This is a genomic window from Kaistella sp. (assembly GCF_041824135.1).
In the GTDB taxonomy this organism is placed as follows: Bacteria; Bacteroidota; Bacteroidia; order Flavobacteriales; family Weeksellaceae; genus Kaistella.
Window position 1 is genome coordinate 1 of the sequence record NZ_JBGZYM010000069.1, and the last position, 16,010, is coordinate 16,010.

14 protein-coding genes and 1 riboswitch are annotated in these 16,010 nt (G+C 37.3%); of the genes, 6 read left to right on the top strand and 8 right to left on the bottom strand.

Features of this window, described 5'->3' with window-relative positions:
- Nucleotides 1-212 precede the first annotated feature (212 nt).
- From ACEYOS_RS07380 to ACEYOS_RS07405, 6 genes are all read left to right on the top strand, one after another.
- Nucleotides 213-1,598 (top strand): hypothetical protein, encoded by a 1,386-nt coding sequence (locus ACEYOS_RS07380; protein ID WP_373797548.1) that lies wholly within the window; start codon nucleotides 213-215, stop codon nucleotides 1,596-1,598.
- Between the two features lie 207 nt (nucleotides 1,599-1,805).
- Entirely contained in the window at nucleotides 1,806-2,132 is a 327-nt protein-coding gene (locus tag ACEYOS_RS07385) for a nucleotide pyrophosphohydrolase (RefSeq protein ID WP_373709438.1), read from the top strand.
- Between the two features lie 16 nt (nucleotides 2,133-2,148).
- Nucleotides 2,149-3,381, top strand: coding sequence for a 3-phosphoshikimate 1-carboxyvinyltransferase (locus ACEYOS_RS07390; protein ID WP_373709440.1), 1,233 nt, complete (start codon nucleotides 2,149-2,151; stop codon nucleotides 3,379-3,381).
- Nucleotides 3,382-3,422: 41 nt separating this feature from the next.
- Nucleotides 3,423-4,253, top strand: a complete 831-nt coding sequence (locus ACEYOS_RS07395; RefSeq protein WP_373709437.1) for a 5'-nucleotidase, lipoprotein e(P4) family — start codon at nucleotides 3,423-3,425, stop codon at nucleotides 4,251-4,253.
- Nucleotides 4,254-4,290: 37 nt separating this feature from the next.
- The gene (locus ACEYOS_RS07400; protein ID WP_373709436.1) at nucleotides 4,291-5,079 is read left to right on the top strand and encodes an SDR family oxidoreductase; all 789 of its coding nucleotides are present in this window, start codon (nucleotides 4,291-4,293) and stop codon (nucleotides 5,077-5,079) included.
- Between the two features lie 106 nt (nucleotides 5,080-5,185).
- Nucleotides 5,186-5,863, top strand: coding sequence for a hypothetical protein (locus ACEYOS_RS07405; protein ID WP_373709435.1), 678 nt, complete (start codon nucleotides 5,186-5,188; stop codon nucleotides 5,861-5,863).
- Between the two features lie 71 nt (nucleotides 5,864-5,934).
- On the opposite strand, the gene metF is transcribed toward ACEYOS_RS07405, so the two are convergent.
- The 8 genes from metF to ACEYOS_RS07445 form a co-directional block, all read right to left on the bottom strand.
- Nucleotides 5,935-6,891, bottom strand: coding sequence for a methylenetetrahydrofolate reductase [NAD(P)H] (gene metF / locus ACEYOS_RS07410; RefSeq protein ID WP_373709434.1), 957 nt, complete (start codon nucleotides 6,889-6,891; stop codon nucleotides 5,935-5,937).
- Nucleotides 6,892-7,397: 506 nt separating this feature from the next.
- A complete protein-coding gene (metH, locus tag ACEYOS_RS07415; protein ID WP_373709433.1) occupies nucleotides 7,398-10,058 on the bottom strand; it encodes a methionine synthase in 2,661 nt (886 codons plus the stop codon).
- On the bottom strand, nucleotides 10,055-10,276 hold the full coding sequence (locus tag ACEYOS_RS07420; RefSeq protein WP_373709432.1) for a hypothetical protein: 222 nt from the start codon (nucleotides 10,274-10,276) through the stop codon (nucleotides 10,055-10,057). Before ACEYOS_RS07420 ends, metH begins: the two co-directional genes overlap by 4 nt.
- Nucleotides 10,276-10,728 carry an IS200/IS605 family transposase gene (gene tnpA, locus ACEYOS_RS07425; RefSeq protein WP_373709431.1) on the bottom strand — a complete coding sequence of 151 codons (453 nt, stop codon included), beginning with the start codon at nucleotides 10,726-10,728 and terminating at the stop codon, nucleotides 10,276-10,278. Before tnpA ends, ACEYOS_RS07420 begins: the two co-directional genes overlap by 1 nt.
- Nucleotides 10,729-10,969: 241 nt before the next feature.
- Nucleotides 10,970-11,980: a homocysteine S-methyltransferase family protein gene (locus ACEYOS_RS07430; RefSeq protein ID WP_373709430.1), complete on the bottom strand. Its 1,011-nt coding sequence runs from the start codon at nucleotides 11,978-11,980 to the stop codon at nucleotides 10,970-10,972.
- Nucleotides 11,981-12,117: 137 nt separating this feature from the next.
- Entirely contained in the window at nucleotides 12,118-13,287 is a 1,170-nt protein-coding gene (locus ACEYOS_RS07435) for a PLP-dependent aspartate aminotransferase family protein (RefSeq protein ID WP_373709429.1), read from the bottom strand.
- 65 nt (nucleotides 13,288-13,352) lie between these two features.
- Complete coding sequence (locus ACEYOS_RS07440; RefSeq protein WP_373709428.1) at nucleotides 13,353-14,891, bottom strand: homoserine dehydrogenase; 1,539 nt, start codon at nucleotides 14,889-14,891, stop codon at nucleotides 13,353-13,355.
- A complete protein-coding gene (locus ACEYOS_RS07445) occupies nucleotides 14,881-15,831 on the bottom strand; it encodes an alpha/beta fold hydrolase (RefSeq protein WP_373709427.1) in 951 nt (316 codons plus the stop codon). The genes ACEYOS_RS07440 and ACEYOS_RS07445 overlap by 11 nt, the downstream gene beginning before the upstream one ends.
- A 53-nt stretch (nucleotides 15,832-15,884) precedes the next feature.
- Nucleotides 15,885-15,988: riboswitch (SAM riboswitch) on the bottom strand.
- Between the last annotated feature and the right edge of the window lie 22 nt (nucleotides 15,989-16,010).

The following is a 16,010-nucleotide window of genomic DNA, read 5'->3' on the forward strand; positions in this document are numbered from 1 at the left end:
AATTTTCTGGGTGGATTCCGTTTTTCATAACTTATTTTATTATTAATAATTAAAGCTTTGCTTTCGAAATAGTAATGGTATTTCTCTGCTAAATTTTAGACCGCAAAAGTACAATTATTTTTCTAATCTCCAAATACTATCTCAACTAAATTAATAATTTTTATGTTCAACATTTTTAATTAAATTTGAAACCTACATCTATTCGTAACTCAATGAACAAATTTAAACTCATTCTTGCTTTCTCTTTTTGGGCTCTTTTAACAGCAATCAGTTGTAATAGAGACGATATCAACTTTGAAAGCCCGTCGGAATTATTGCGCTTTTCACAAGACACCCTTTTCCTTGATACGGTTTATAATCAAGTTCGCTCTGAAACTTATGCCGTAAAAATTTACAACAACGAGGATAAAGACGTGATGATTCCAAAAATTTCACTTGAAAAGGGAGCGAGTTCTTTGTATCGAATTAATGTTGATGGAAAAGCAGGTACGGATTTCACCGATATTCCTTTGAGAAAAAAAGACAGTCTTTACATATTCGTAGAAATTGCACCGATTGCCAATGCTACAGAAGCAATCGCGGAAGATCGCATTCAGTTTCAGACGCCAGCTGGAAGTCAGCATGTGACTTTATTCTCGGTCGTTCAGGATGCTGAGTTTTATATTGAAAGCAAAACAAATCCAAATATTCTGACGTCAAATACGACCTGGACGAACAACAAAGCGAAAATTATTTTTGGTAATCTTACTGTTGAAGCCGGAAAAACGCTGGATATTCAAAAGGGAACCAAAATTTATTTCCATAAAAACAGTGGATTGAAAATTGGAAAAAACGGAAAGCTGAATGTTAATGGTGATTTGGGTGAAGAAGTTATTTTCCGTGGAGATCGAAATGATACCCGATATGACACAATTCCTAAAAACTGGCAGGGAATTTCAATGGATACGAACTCTACATTGAATATGAATTATGCGAAAGTGTTTGGTGGAACGGTTGGGTTAGAAATGAATCAAACGACGGCAAGTATTGATAATTCAATTTTCCACACGCATCAGGAATTTGGGATTTTGGCAATTAACTCCAATGTTACTGCTAAAAATTTAGTGATGAATAATTCTGGTGAAGCTAATTTTGGGATATTTAAAGGTGGAACTTACAACATCATCCACTCTACTTTGGCCAATTACTGGAATCTGAATTCTGCATTGCCTGGACTTGGATTGTACGCGACTAACGAATACACCAACGGAACTACTACTGAACAAGGTGCTTTAAATTTGAATATTAGAAACTCGATTATTTATACCGATAGCGACAATGCGGTTCTTTTTAAACCAACTGCTGGACAAACTTTTAATTACACCTTCCAAAATTCCTTATTGAAATACGGAAGTGGCGCAACCTACAATGTGGATGTAGGTTCGATTAAAAATCAAGATCCGAAATTTCAGAATTATTTTACGCAAAAAATGAATTTGAGATTGAAAGAGGATTCACCAGCCAAAGGGAAAGGAAACGTTGGCGTAGCTGCGACAGTTCCATTAGATATAGTAAAAGTGTCGAGAACAGTGACTCCTAGTATGGGAGCGTATCAATAAATCTGGTCTTGTAAAGTTGATCCTCTTTTAATAAAATCCAAATCTGCAGCCCGACTTGAACGGAGCTCTTTTTGCGACGAGGAATGAGGAGCAAAAAACCTGTCTGCCGACAGGCAGGGCGGGAATGGAAGGCGGAATTGTCTGCCCAAATAATAGAAAAAAGTAAAAGATTCGGCTTTGCCAATTGTCTGCCCAAATAATAGAACTATGGAAATCACAAAACTTCAACAAGAGGTTGATGAATGGATTAAAAATATAGGCGTTCGGTATTTTAACGAACTCACGAATATGGCGATGCTCACGGAGGAAGTTGGCGAAGTTGCACGAATTATTGCCCGAAGATATGGCGAGCAAAGTGAAAAAGAATCAGACAAAACGAAAGATCTTGGTGAGGAATTGGCAGATGTTTTATTCGTGACTTTATGTTTAGCCAACCAAACGGGAACCAACTTGCAGGAAGCGTTTGACCGAAAAATGAAAGTAAAAACTGACCGCGACAAAGACCGCCATCAGAATAACGAGAAATTGAGATAAGAAAAAACATATGAAAATGAGGCTGGAAAAATCAACCTTAAAAGACAATGAGACCATTGAGATAAGCGGTTCGAAAAGTATTTCGAATCGTCTTTTGATTTTAAGCGCTCTTTTTGAAAATCTGATCATCGAGAATCTGTCGAATTCTCAGGACACGCAACTTTTACAAAAAGCTTTGGAAAGTGACTTAGACGTTATCGACATTCATCATGCGGGAACTGCAATGAGATTTCTAACTTCTTACCTGTCAATTCAGGATGGAAAAACTACGATTCTCACTGGGTCTGACCGAATGAAACAAAGACCAATTCAATATTTAGTGGAGGCTTTACGGGATTTAGGAGCAGATATCTCTTATGTTGAAAAAGAGGGTTTCCCGCCGTTAAAAATTGTCGGAAAAAAAATCGTTAAAAGTAAAGTCATGATTTCGGCGAATATTTCGAGTCAGTTTATATCTTCTTTAATGTTGATCGGCGCGAAACTGGAAAACGGCCTCCAGATTAATTTGGTTGGGAAAATTACCTCGCGTCCTTACTTAGAAATGACTTTAAGACTGTTGAAAAGAATCGGAATTTCTACACAATGGGACGATCAAACGATCAGGATATTTCCAAATATTCAAACTGATAAAAGCTCGCAAATCACCAAATGCGTGGCAGAAAGCGACTGGAGCTCGGCGTCTTATTTTTATTCTTTGGCAGCGATTGGCAGAAAATCAATCAATCTTAAAAGTTTCCGTCCGCACTCTCTTCAGGGCGATTCTGCCATCAAGGAAATCTATTGGAATTTCTTTGGAGTGAATACCATTTCACAAGGATCTGAAAGTAAAATTTCATTAATGCCAGAAAGCACTTTCATTTTTCCGGAAATGATTTCTTTGGACATGAATGATTGTCCAGATATTGCTCAGACGCTTTGTGTAACGGCAACGGCTTTACAAATTCCTTTTAACATTACGGGATTATCGACTTTAAAAGTAAAAGAAACCGATCGCTTAGTTGCGCTAAAAAACGAGCTTTTCAAAATCGGCTGTATTGCTGAAATTACAGACGAGACTATCTATTCGACTAAATTCTTTGAGCCGAATGAAAACACTTCTATCGAAACGTATGACGATCACCGAATGGCCATGAGCTTTGCGCCGTTTTGCCTGATCAAAGCTTTGACGATTGAGAATAAAAATGTGGTTGAAAAATCCTATCCGCAGTTTTGGGATGATTTTCAAACTGTTACAGAACCCATTCTTTAAAACAAATTCAAATTAACTTTGAATAAAAATTTCTAGAAAAAATGAAAACTTTTAAAATTACAGCGCTATCAATTGTAATGATCGTTTTGACTTCATGCAAAGTTTCTATCAATACTTTACCTGATCAATCTGCTACAAACTCTACGCAACCGCTTCATAATATTGCTTTAAATGGAAAAGTATATTCGGCAGTCTGGCAACAGAATGCGGGTGAGTTTCGTGCTTTGTGCTATCAGGCGTATAATATTGCCCAAATTAGAGTTGATGAAAATTTGAAAAATCCATCCAAAAAACCTTTGGCAATTATTACAGACATTGACGAAACATTTTTAGACAATTCTCCTTATGCCGTGACAGAAGCGGAAAGGGGAAATACTTTTGATACAAAAAGCTGGATGAACTGGACTTCAAAAGGGGAAGCAAAAGCATATCCTGGTTCCCTGAACTTCTTTAATTACGCTGCTTCAAAAAAGATACAGGTTTTTTACATTTCTAACCGTGATGAAAACGACCGAATTGGAACTCTTGAAAATTTAAAAGATTTAGGATTTCCGAATGCAGATAACGAACATTTAATGTTGAAAGGAACCTCTTCTGATAAAGAAGCCCGACGATTAGAGGTTCTGAAAAATTATGAGGTTATTATTTACATGGGCGATAATTTGGCAGATTTTTCGAAAATATTTAATAAGAAACCACAAGCAGAACGCAATGATTTAGTTGATCAAAATGCTTCGCAGTTTGGAAAACGCTTTATAATGCTGCCAAATTCAGGTTATGGAGATTGGGAATCGGCTTTGGAAGGATATAACAATCAATTGACACCTGCGGAGAAAGATCAGGTTTTCTTGAAAAATTTGCGCGGATACTAATTCAATTTTAGAAAGAAAAAATTTACTTTAAAAACACATGACAATACTTATCACCGGAACTTCTGCCGGAATTGGCTTTACGCTGGCTGAATATCTCGGTAAAAAAGGGCACACGGTTTTCGGGTTAAGCCGTAAAAACATAGAATCTAATTACTTTAAAACGATTCCGACCGACATCACCGATAACACTCAAGTTCAAAATGCGATTACTGAAGTTTTGAAAACTGAAACAAGAATCGACGTACTGATCAATAATGCCGGCATGGGAATGGTTGGCGCGGTGGAAGACTCAACTCAAGAAGAAATCCTGAAATTATTTAATTTAAATGTTGTGGGTTCTGTCCAAATGATGACTGCCGTTTTACCAATCATGCGCGAGCAAAAGACGGGTAAAATCATTAACGTTTCCAGTATTGGAAGTGAAATGGGACTTCCGTTTCGTGGATTTTATTCCGCTTCAAAAGCAGCAGTTGATAAAGTGACGGAAGCAATTCGCTACGAAGTTTCTCCTTGGAATATTCAAGTTTGTGCCTTGCATTTAGGGGATATTAAAACCAATATTGCTGAAAACCGAGTTAAAACTAAAGTTTCAGAACCCTATCAAAAAATCTTTGATAAAGTGTACGGATTGATGAATTCTCATGTAGATGAAGGAACTGAACCTCTTGAAGTTGCGGAATACATTGAAAAATTGCTGGAAAAGAAAACCTGGAAAGCACATTTCTATTTTGCAAAATTCGGGCAGCGAATTGGAGTTCCTTTAAAATGGATGCTTCCTCAAAACTTTTACGAAAATTTGATGCGGAAATATAACAAACTGGATTAATTGGCATCTAACCATTTGATCAAGTGGTTTTACTGTTAAGAACGGAGCATGGTTTTTCAATATTAGAAAAAAAGTATATTTACAATCCCCTTTAAAACAAAAAAATATGAAATCGATTATTAGCATACTTTCCATTGTACTGACTGTGAGTTTAGTTCAAGCACAACAAATTTCATTACGCGAAATTAGCAGTAACATCAAGTTCAATCAGCAAATTGATGAGTTTAACAATGGGAAAGAGAAAATAAAATATGCTGACATTCAGGGAATTCCTTATTATTATTCCAAGTTTATCGATGCGAAAGTTGGCGAAACATCGGGGACGATTCCGATTCGCTATAACATTTTTCTAGACACGGTGGAAGTTTCGGAAAAAGGGACGGTGTACGAATTGCCGAAAGACGAGCCTACGCCAAGTTTTACTTTTACCACTACCAAAGAGAAATTAGTTTTTGTAAGAACGAATGATCTTTATTCCGGACATTTTTTTGAATTGAACAGCGGAAAATATCGGATTCTAAAAAAAGTGGTAGCGAAATATACTGCCGCTACTCCAGCGCCAAATTCTATGATAGCAGGAACGCCAGCACAGTTTAGTACTCAAAAACCGATGTATTTTATTCAGTTTGAAAACAGCTTTATAAAAATTCCAAAAAACGCTAAAGAACTGGCTGCCGAAATACCACATAAAGCAAAAGAAATTAAAGAGTTTATGGATAAAAACAAAATCAAACTCAACCGAGAAGAAGATTTAATAAAATTAGGAAATTTCCTTAATCAATAATAAATCCACTATAGAAAAAGCCAGGTTTTAAAATATTAAAACCTGGCTTTTTCGGTTATTACACAATAAATTTAAAAAATTTCCCGCGCAATTTTCTTAATATTATCACTTTTACCCATCGAATAAAAATGCAGAACAGGCACCTCAAAATCAAGTAATTCTCGGCATTGGTTAACCGCCCATTCAATTCCGATCTGTTTTACGGCGGCATTATCTTTTGCATTTTCTACGGCTGAAATTAAATCCTCTGGTAAATCAATCTTAAAAACCTGGGGTAAAAGTTGTAATTGTTTTTTCGTTGCGATCGGTTTAATACCTGGAATAATCGGAACTGTAATTCCCATTTCACGGGCACTATTCACAAAGTCGATGAATTTTTTATTATCAAAAAACATCTGCGTCACTACATAATCTGCACCTGCATCTACTTTTTGTTTCAACCATTTCAGATCATAATTCATCGATGGTGCTTCGATATGTTTTTCAGGATAACCCGCGACGCCAATACAAAATTTGTTGTATTTTTCGCACGCCTTCTCTTCGTGTAAATATTTTCCACGACCCAGATCATTCATTTGATGAACCAAATCCGTCGCATTTTTATGCCCACCAAGAGTTGGCTCGAAATATTGCTGACCTTTCATCGCATCACCACGCAACGCCATAATATTTTCAATTCCCAAATACATACAATCCACCAAAAGATACTCGGTTTCCTCTTTTGTAAAACCACCACACAAAACGTGTGGTACCGTATCTACATTGTATTTGTGCTGAATCGCCGCGCAGATTCCCAAAGTTCCCGGACGCATTCTCGTCGTTTTTCGTTCCATCAAACCATTGCCCTTATCCAGATAAATGTATTCTTCCCGCGAAGTTGTCACATCAATAAACGGCGGTTTAAATTCCATCAGCGGATCGATATTCTTATACAAGTCTTCGATTCCCGTTCCTTTGGTGGGTGGAATAATTTCGATGGAGAATAAAGATTTTCCGTCTGCTTTTTTTATATGGTCAGTAATTTTCATGTTATATTTGTCATTGCAAGCATCACGAAGCGATCTCACTTTATTTTTTATTATTTTCTGGGCAGACATTTGGCAGGGCCCAATCTTTTACCCTTTTCTATTTTCTTTTATGGCAGACATTTGGCAAAGCCGAATCTTTTTTATTTTCTTAGTGTTTTTTAATGGCAGCGATTTCCGCCTTCCACTCCCGCTCTGCCTGTCGGCAGACAGGTTTTTTGTTCCACTTCGTTCCACAAAAAGAGCTTCGTTCAAGTCGGGCAGCAGATTTTTGGTTTAAGTAATCTTTCGATAATTTAGAAGAACGCAATTCCTCATTTTGATCACGCCCTTTCAGGGCTTCGCACCGAATTCCTGATTTTTTTCAATTCACCCATTGTTTTTGATTTCTTTGCGATGCGTTTCATCCATTGCTGTTGATTTCTTTTAAATGGGCTTCACCCATTGCTATTGATTCCTTTTCAATGGGCTTCACCCATTGCTATTGATTGCGCCATTTCGTGGCTTTTTTACTCTGCCAAATTCGGACTCAACCATTTTCTGGCAAAATCTAGATCAACTCCTTTTCTTTCGGCATAATCTATCAACTGATCTTCAGAAATTTTTCCAACACCAAAATATTTCGCTTTAGGATTTCCAAAGTAATATCCAGAAACTGCGGCTGTTGGAAACATTGCTAAACTTTCTGTTAATTCTAAACCAATATTTTCTTTTACTTTAAGCAAATCCCAAATCGTAGTTTTTTCCAAATGATCTGGGCAGGCCGGATAACCCGGTGCCGGACGAATTCCCAAATATTTTTCAGCGATCAGATCTTCGTTTTCTAACGTTTCATTTTCTGCATAACCCCAGAATTCAGTTCGGACTTTATGATGCAGGAATTCGGCAAATGCTTCTGCCAAACGATCCGCTAAAGCTTTTACAATAATGGCATTATAATCATCGCCGTCATCGTAATAGGTTTGAGCCAATTCCTCCGTTCCAAAGCCAGTTGTAACGGCAAACGCTCCGACATAATCTTGTTTACCAGAAGTTTCTGGAGCGATGAAATCACTTAATGCGTGATATTCTTTTCCGGCAGATTTTTTTAACTGTTGTCTTAAAGTGTGGAATTTCGCCAGTTCATTTTTCTGTTCATCATAAACCACAACATCATCTTTTTCATTAGCATTTGCCGGGAAAATCCCAAAAATTCCTTTTGCTGTGAACAGTTTTTCATCAAGGATCTTCTCCAACATTACTTTGGCTTCTTTGAACAATTCAGTCGCCTGTTCACCCACAACCTCATCGGTTAAGATCTGCGGAAATTTTCCGTGCAGTTCCCAACTTCTGAAGAAAGGCGTCCAATCCATAAAATCCAGCAACTCTCTTAAATCCTGATTTTCGATAATATGAATCCCAAGGTTTTTAGGTTTCGAAATGTTTTCATTTTCCCAATCGATGGTGTAATTTTGCTTTCTCGCCTCCTCGATTGCTACATATTCTTTATCGATTTGACGGTTCAAAAACTTCACTCGGAAATCTTCATAATCGATTTTTAGGTCTGCTTTAAACTGCACATTATTATGATCCAATAATTGAGAAACCACGCCAACAGCTCTTGATGCATCATTCACATGAACAACTGTATTTCCATATTTGGGAAATATCTTTACTGCGGTATGCGCTTTAGATGTTGTTGCTCCACCGATCAACAAAGGGAAATCTAAATTCTTTCTTTGCAATTCATCAGCAACGTGAACCATTTCGTCTAAACTCGGTGTGATCAATCCGCTCAAACCAATTACATCGACTTGGTGATCGATCGCTGCCTGAATAATTTTCTCCGCAGGAACCATTACGCCCAGATCGATAATTTCGTAATTATTACAACCCAAAACTACGCTCACAATATTTTTTCCAATATCGTGTACATCTCCTTTTACAGTTGCCATTAATATTTTTCCGTTGGGTTTTTGCTTTTCATCTTTTTCTGCTTCGATGAAAGGTTGAAGATAGGCAACGGCTTTTTTCATGACCCGCGCCGATTTCACGACTTGTGGTAAAAACATTTTTCCGCTTCCGAAAAGATCACCGACAACGCCCATTCCTGTCATCAAATTAATTTCAATAACATCCAAAGGTCTTTTAGAAACCGTTCGTGCTTCTTCAACATCTTCAATAATAAACCGGTCGATTCCTTTCACCAAAGCGTGCGTAATTCTATTTTGCAAAGGTTCTTTTCGCCCTTCTAATTCTTCTACGAATTCTTTCTTGGTAGATTTTACCCGTTCAGAATAATCTAAAAGTCGTTCGGTAGAATCTTCTCTTCTATCGAGCATCACGTCCTCTACCAATTCCAATAATTCTTTCGGAATTTCGTCATACACTTCCAACATCGATGGATTCACGATTCCCATATTCATTCCCGCTTTAATCGCATGGTAGAGAAACACTGAATGCATCGCTTCCCGAACATTATCATTTCCTCTAAAAGAAAAAGAAACATTGGATACACCTCCACTCACCGAAACATTTGGCAAATTCTCCCGAACCCATTTCGTCGCCTCAATGAAATCCAAAGCATTTCTACGATGCTCTTCCATTCCTGTCGCAACGGGGAAAATATTCAAATCGAAAATAATATCTTCGGACGCGAAACCAACCTGGTTCACCAAAATATCATAAGACCTTTTGCAAATTTCAATTCTTCGGTCGTAATTATCGGCTTGTCCTTTTTCGTCGAAAGCCATTACAATTACTGCTGCACCGTATCTTTTAATGGTTTTTGCGTGATGAATAAATTCTGCTTCACCTTCTTTTAAACTGATGGAATTCACCACACATTTTCCCTGAACCACTTGTAAACCAGCTTCCAAAATTTCCCATTTCGAGGAATCAATCATGATCGGAATTCGCGAAATATCAGGTTCTGACGCAATGAGATTCAGGAATTTCACCATGGCATATTTACCATCGAGTAATCCATCGTCAAAATTGACGTCCAGAATTTGGGCGCCGCCATCAACCTGTTCACGGGCAATATCGAGTGCTTCTGAATATTTTTCTTCTTTAATGAGTCGAAGAAATTTTTTAGAACCCGCGACATTGGTTCTTTCTCCAACATTAATAAAGTTAGATTCAGGCGTTATTATTAAAGGTTCGAGACCTGAGAGTTTTAAATATTTCATTTTTTTTTAATTTTTTTGAAGCCACGAAGTGACGTAATCATTACATTGGGTGAAGCCCAATTAACTGACGCAATCATCAACATTGGATAAAACCAATAGCGAATCAGAGATTTCAAGTCCAGCCACGAAGTGGCGTAATCATTAGTATTGGGTGTAGCCCAATGAAAAATACACGGTTGAACCAAAGCCACGAAGTGGCGCAATCCTTCTCGATACATTAATCCCAAACATATTTTTCATCAAATTCAACATTATATTTCTTTAAAAATCCTAGAAATTCTTCCTGAAATGATTTCGTTTTGTGATGTTCTTCCTGATTGATAATATAATTTTTCACCACTTCAATTTCTGTTGGATTGACAGAAAACGCTCCATAACCGTTCTGCCAATAAAAATTTCCGAATTCGCTACCTTTTGTTTTAATCCATTTTGATGAATGCGACTTTACCTCTTCTACCAATTTCATTAGCGCAATTTTCTTCGATAACAAACATAAGATGTGAACGTGATCTCTGTAACCACCAACTTGGATTGGATTGCATTCCAGACCTTTACAAATACCTCCTAAATAGCTAAACAATTCTTCTTGTATTGAATCTGTAATGAGCGGATTTCTATGCTTAGTGCTGAAAACCAGATGTACATATATTTTATTTAAAGATTGTCCCATTTCTTACAATTTTAATTAAATATTTCATTGGTGAATATTGATGGCGGTCTTTCAGACCTTCCTTAATATTTTTTATAATACATTGGGCGGCGCTACGCTTACCCAATGCTTTTGATTGCGGTCTTCCAGACTTTTTTTTAATTCCCCTTAAATTCATTGGGCGGCGCTACGCTTACCCAATGCTTTTGATTGCGCCACTTCGTGGCTTTATTGCTTTATTGTGACGCTCAACATTATTGATCTAAGATTTTACACTAATTTTCCTTGGTTCATAACCTTTCACCAAATCCGCAATCGCTTTAATGTGTGGCGGCGTAGTTCCGCAACAACCACCAATAATATTAATGAGTCCTTTTTCGGCATATTCACGAATTTGTTTTGCCATGAATTCCGGGGTTTCATCGTACTGTCCAAAAGCATTTGGTAAACCGGCGTTCGGATAAGCTGAAATAAAGAAGTCAGTATTCTTGGATAAAGTTTCTAAATATGGCGTTAATTGTTTTGCTCCTAAAGCGCAGTTTAAACCGACGCTCAACAAATTCAAATGTGAGATCGATATTAGAAATGCCTCAGCGGTTTGTCCGCTCAAAGTTCGTCCGGAAGCGTCGGTAATTGTTCCTGAAACCATGATTGGAATTTTAATATTTCTTTCTTCCTGAATTTCATCAATCGCAAAAAGTGCAGCTTTCGCATTTAAAGTATCGAAGATTGTTTCGACCAAAAGGACATCTGAACCACCATCTAGAAGTGCTTCTGCCTGTAATTTGTATGCGCTGCGCAATTCATCAAAAGTGATCGCGCGAAAGCCAGGATCATTCACATCCGGACTTAAACTTGCTGTTTTATTGGTTGGTCCCATCGATCCTGCGACAAATCTTGGTTTGTTAGGATTTTGATTGGTGAATTCGTCACAGACTTTTCTGGCAATTTTCGCGGACTCGAAGTTGAGTTCATAGACCAGTTCTTCCATGTGGTAATCTGCCATTGCGATCGTGGTTCCGGAGAACGTATTGGTTTCAATGATATCGGCGTCGGCTTCTAAATATTTGCGGTGAACTTCTTCAATCGCTTGAGGTTGCGTCAAGGAAAGTAAATCATTATTTCCTTTTAAAGAATGTTCCCAATCTTTAAACCGTTCGCCACGATAATCTTCTTCTGTGAATTTATACCGTTGAAGCATCGTTCCCATCGCTCCATCGAGGACGAGGATTCTGTGTTCTAAAGCTTTATATAGTTCTGAGGTGTTTTTCATATTTACTTATTTAATTCTTAAATCGAATTGTTTTTAAAATCGCAATCTGCAGCCCGACCTGAGTGGAGCTCTTTTTCTTTTCTCTCGGAAAAAGAAAAAAGCGGGAACGGAGGGCGGAAATGTCCGCCATAATTGTTTTAATCGAACGCCTGTTTTAAATCGTTTATAATATCATCAATATGTTCTAAACCAACGGAACAACGCACCAAACCAGCGGTAATGCCGACCTGATTTCTTTCCTGCTCGGAAAGCTTGGAATGCGTAGTGGAAGCTGGATGCGTCACAATCGTTCGGGTATCACCGAGGTTGGCAGAAAGAGAACACATTTTTATTTTGTTGAGGAAATTCCGACCAGCTTCGATGCCGCCTTTTACTTCGAAAGCGACGATATTCCCGCCCGCTTTCATCTGATTTTTGGCGGTTTCGTAACTGGGATGGGATTTCAGAAACGGATATTTTACGAGAGAAACATTCGGATGCGTCTCTAAAAACTTGGCTACTTTCAAGGCATTTTCACAATGTTTATCAACCCGAACTGCCAGAGTTTCTAAACTCTTGCTCAAAACCCAGGCGTTGAAAGGCGACATCGCAGGTCCGGTATTTCTGGCAAATAAATAAATTTCGCGGATCAACTCTTTTTTACCAACGGTAACTCCTCCCAAAACTCTGCCTTGCCCATCGATTAATTTCGTGGCAGAATGGATGACCAGATCGGCACCGAATTTTATCGGTTGCTGAAGATATGGTGTCGCGAAACAATTGTCTACGATGAAAATCAAGTCGTGTTTTTTTGCAAATTTTCCTAATAATTCTAAGTCCAATACTTCGATTGCCGGATTCGTTGGGGTTTCGATGTACAGAATTTTAGTTTCAGGTTTCAGATATTTTTCGAGGTCAGTTTCATTGGCTTCAAAGTAAGTGGTTTCGATATTCCACTTCGGGAAATATTTGGTGAAAAGCGTGTGAGTAGAACCGAAAACGGAACGACAACTCAAGATATGATCCCCCGAACTTAACAGCGCGCCGAAAGTGGAGAATATTGCTGCCATTCCTGTTGCGAAGGAATGACCATCTTCTGCACCTTCCAGTTTTACCATCTTTTCGGTGAACTCATTGACGTTTGGATTGGAAAAACGGCTGTACAAATTTTTCTGTTTTTCTTCGGCAAAACTCGCACGCATATCCTCGGCATCCTCGAATACAAAACTTGAAGTGAGGTATAAAGGCGTGGAATGCTCGTCGAAATGAGACCGTTCGGATTGCGTGCGAACGGCGATGGTTTCGAAATTTGAATATTGCTTCTCCATAATTATTATTTCATAGGATATTATCCTATGCTTTATTAAATCGTTCCCTTGGAACTTAGTATTGATTATTTATTTTCACTTAGTCTTAAAATATCTCCGAACACACCTCTGGCAGTTACTTTTGCTCCAGCTCCAGCACCCATAATTACGATCGGATTATCGCCGTAACTTTCGGTATAAATTTCAAAAATAGAATCTGAACCTTTTAATTGTCCGAGCGCAGAATTCGTAGGAACAGAAATTAACTGAACATCGAGTTCCCCTTTTTCCTGTTGCAAATCGCCGTGTAGATCGCCGACCAAACGTAAAACATGATTTTCTTTTTGGTTCTTTTTTACTTCTTCAAAATGAGCATCCAAAAGATCTAAACTTTTAAGGAAATCATTTTTATCCAGATCTTCCAAATGATTTGGAATTAAACTTTCAATATTGATATCGGTAAATTCATTACTCAGATCCAGTTCTCTTGCTAAGATCAATAGTTTTCTGGCAACATCATTTCCGGAAAGATCTTCTCTTGGATCGGGTTCTGTAAATCCTTGCTCCATTGCTTCTTTTAAAATGGTAGAAAATTTCTCGTCTCGCACCGAAAAATTATTAAATATATAACTGAGTGAGCCTGAGAAAACCCCTTTGATTCTGGTAATATTTTCACCTGATAAATGCAATAATTTAATAGTATCAATTAATGGCAAACCTGCACCAACATTTGTTTCGTACAAATACTTCTTGTTTTTTTTATTTAAAACATGTCGGAAACCCCGGTATTCAGAAATTGATAACGTATTGAAAATTTTATTCGAAGAAACCAGATCAAATCCATTTTCCGCTAAACGAGTATAGTTTTTCACAAAATCTTTGCTGGCGGTATTATCCACTACGATAAGATTTTCTAATTGATTGAGTTGCGAAAACTGAATTAAAGAATCCATATTCGATTCATTTTCTGCGACCAAAATATCATCTGCCCAACTTTCATTAAAACCAGATTTATTAAAAACCATCTTTCTGGAATTGGCAACTGCCACAATTTTTAAATCTAATTTTTTACGATTGCGAATTACTTCTGAATTTTTCAAAACCTGATCAATCAACGCAGCACCAACTTTTCCATGGCCAATCATCGCTAAATGAACGGTTTTAGGTTTTGCAAAAATTTCTGCTTCAATGATATTTTTCGCTTTTTCATCTTGTGAAGAAGTCACCACTAAATTGATTCTGTTCTCTGACGCGACTTGATTTAGGATTAAAGGAAAAATATTATTTCTCCCTAGTTCAGAGATGATCTTATTAAAATCTTTAGCAACGAAACCTAAGACGGAAACGTTATTAACACTGAAAATCTGATTTACTTTCCCTGATTTCCTCTCATTTTCGAATTCGTCGATCAGGCAGTTTACTGCTTTTTCAGAATCGCTTTCGTTGACTAAAACTGAAATTCCGTTTTCTACGGCTTGCTGAGAAATTACGCCGACGCTAATTCTTGCGTAAGTCAATGCCTTAAAGATTCTGCCATCAATTCCCACTTCACCTAAGAAATCTTTTCCTTCGAATTTGATGATTGATTTATTTTTTAAAAGCTTTATTTCGTTATTATTTTTCATGAATGATTGTATTTAATATTTGATTAAGTTGGTCGTATTCCGTTAAAAAAGCATCGTGACCGTGAATGGATTTTATTTCGTGATAAAAAGTGTTTGATTTTATAGGCATTAAAGAATCTCTACACCTTTGCATTTCAAAAGCCGGAAAAAACAAATCTGAGTCAGCGCCAATAAGATGAATGTCGGCCTTGATTTCTTTTAGTTTTGTTTCATCTGTATTAATAGACATCAGCAAATGATTCATGAGTTGATAAGCATTCAGACTAAATCGCTCGTTTAGTTTTTCACCATGGAAATTGAGCCAGTCATGAGAATTTAAAATTTGCTTTTCTGGATGAATTTCATTTTTAAATCTTTCATTCAAAGATGCCGGCGTTCGATAACACAACATCGCATGGATTCTGGCTTTTTGTAAAGGTTGATCATTTTGATTCAATAAAAACTGCTGAACCAAACATTGCGCATGCAACCAATCTGAAGTTTTATAATCACACGCAATCGGAATGAAATTTTCGGCCAAGTCGGGATTAAGCGCGAGCATTTCCCAACCGATCGCACCGCCTAATGATCCTCCAATTAAAGTGTGAAGTTTAGAAATATTTAAAAATGATAAACTTTCAAGGAAAATAGTCGCAATATCTTTTGGAGTAAAATTCTGATAGTCTTCAATTAAGTTTCCATCAAAACCGTTTCCGGGAATATTAAAGCAAATGACAGAAAAAGTATGGGTATCAATAATTTTGTTTTCACCGATCAGAGAATTCCACCAGCCAGTTTCACCAGCAACATTTGAATTTCCGGTCAAGGCGTGATTGACTAAAACGACTGGTGCAGAATGCAAATCTTTACCAAAAAGTTGATATGATAGATCAATATCAAGGATTTTTCCTGATATTAATAGATGATTTTTGAGTTTGAGATGTTGTAGCGAAGTTTTCAATTTTTATATAAATTAAAATTGAAAATGCTACCTGAGAAAGGTAAAAATAGTTTCTGTTATCTCTTCCCAAATAGGGATAGAATGTAGCACCTTCTTCGTTTCCGAAGGGTTGCCAAGGTTTCATTGAGTCTAATCTCTCCACCTTTCTTAATAACATTTTCAAATATGTAAATGAACTT

What these genes read in the sequence shown, in the direction of transcription:
- ACEYOS_RS07400 (WP_373709436.1), top strand. Translation starts at nt 4,291, where the DNA reads ATGACAATACTTATCACCGGAACTTCTGCCGGAATTGGCTTTACGCTG.
- ACEYOS_RS07430 (WP_373709430.1), bottom strand. Translation starts at nt 11,980, where the DNA reads ATGAAAAACACCTCAGAACTATATAAAGCTTTAGAACACAGAATCCTC.
- tnpA (WP_373709431.1), bottom strand. Translation starts at nt 10,728, where the DNA reads ATGGGACAATCTTTAAATAAAATATATGTACATCTGGTTTTCAGCACT.
- metF (WP_373709434.1), bottom strand. Translation starts at nt 6,891, where the DNA reads ATGAAAATTACTGACCATATAAAAAAAGCAGACGGAAAATCTTTATTC.
- ACEYOS_RS07435 (WP_373709429.1), bottom strand. Translation starts at nt 13,287, where the DNA reads ATGGAGAAGCAATATTCAAATTTCGAAACCATCGCCGTTCGCACGCAA.
- ACEYOS_RS07420 (WP_373709432.1), bottom strand. Translation starts at nt 10,276, where the DNA reads ATGTATCGAGAAGGATTGCGCCACTTCGTGGCTTTGGTTCAACCGTGT.
- ACEYOS_RS07395 (WP_373709437.1), top strand. Translation starts at nt 3,423, where the DNA reads ATGAAAACTTTTAAAATTACAGCGCTATCAATTGTAATGATCGTTTTG.
- metH (WP_373709433.1), bottom strand. Translation starts at nt 10,058, where the DNA reads ATGAAATATTTAAAACTCTCAGGTCTCGAACCTTTAATAATAACGCCT.
- ACEYOS_RS07380 (WP_373797548.1), top strand. Translation starts at nt 213, where the DNA reads ATGAACAAATTTAAACTCATTCTTGCTTTCTCTTTTTGGGCTCTTTTA.
- ACEYOS_RS07390 (WP_373709440.1), top strand. Translation starts at nt 2,149, where the DNA reads ATGAGGCTGGAAAAATCAACCTTAAAAGACAATGAGACCATTGAGATA.
- ACEYOS_RS07405 (WP_373709435.1), top strand. Translation starts at nt 5,186, where the DNA reads ATGAAATCGATTATTAGCATACTTTCCATTGTACTGACTGTGAGTTTA.
- ACEYOS_RS07440 (WP_373709428.1), bottom strand. Translation starts at nt 14,891, where the DNA reads ATGAAAAATAATAACGAAATAAAGCTTTTAAAAAATAAATCAATCATC.
- ACEYOS_RS07385 (WP_373709438.1), top strand. Translation starts at nt 1,806, where the DNA reads ATGGAAATCACAAAACTTCAACAAGAGGTTGATGAATGGATTAAAAAT.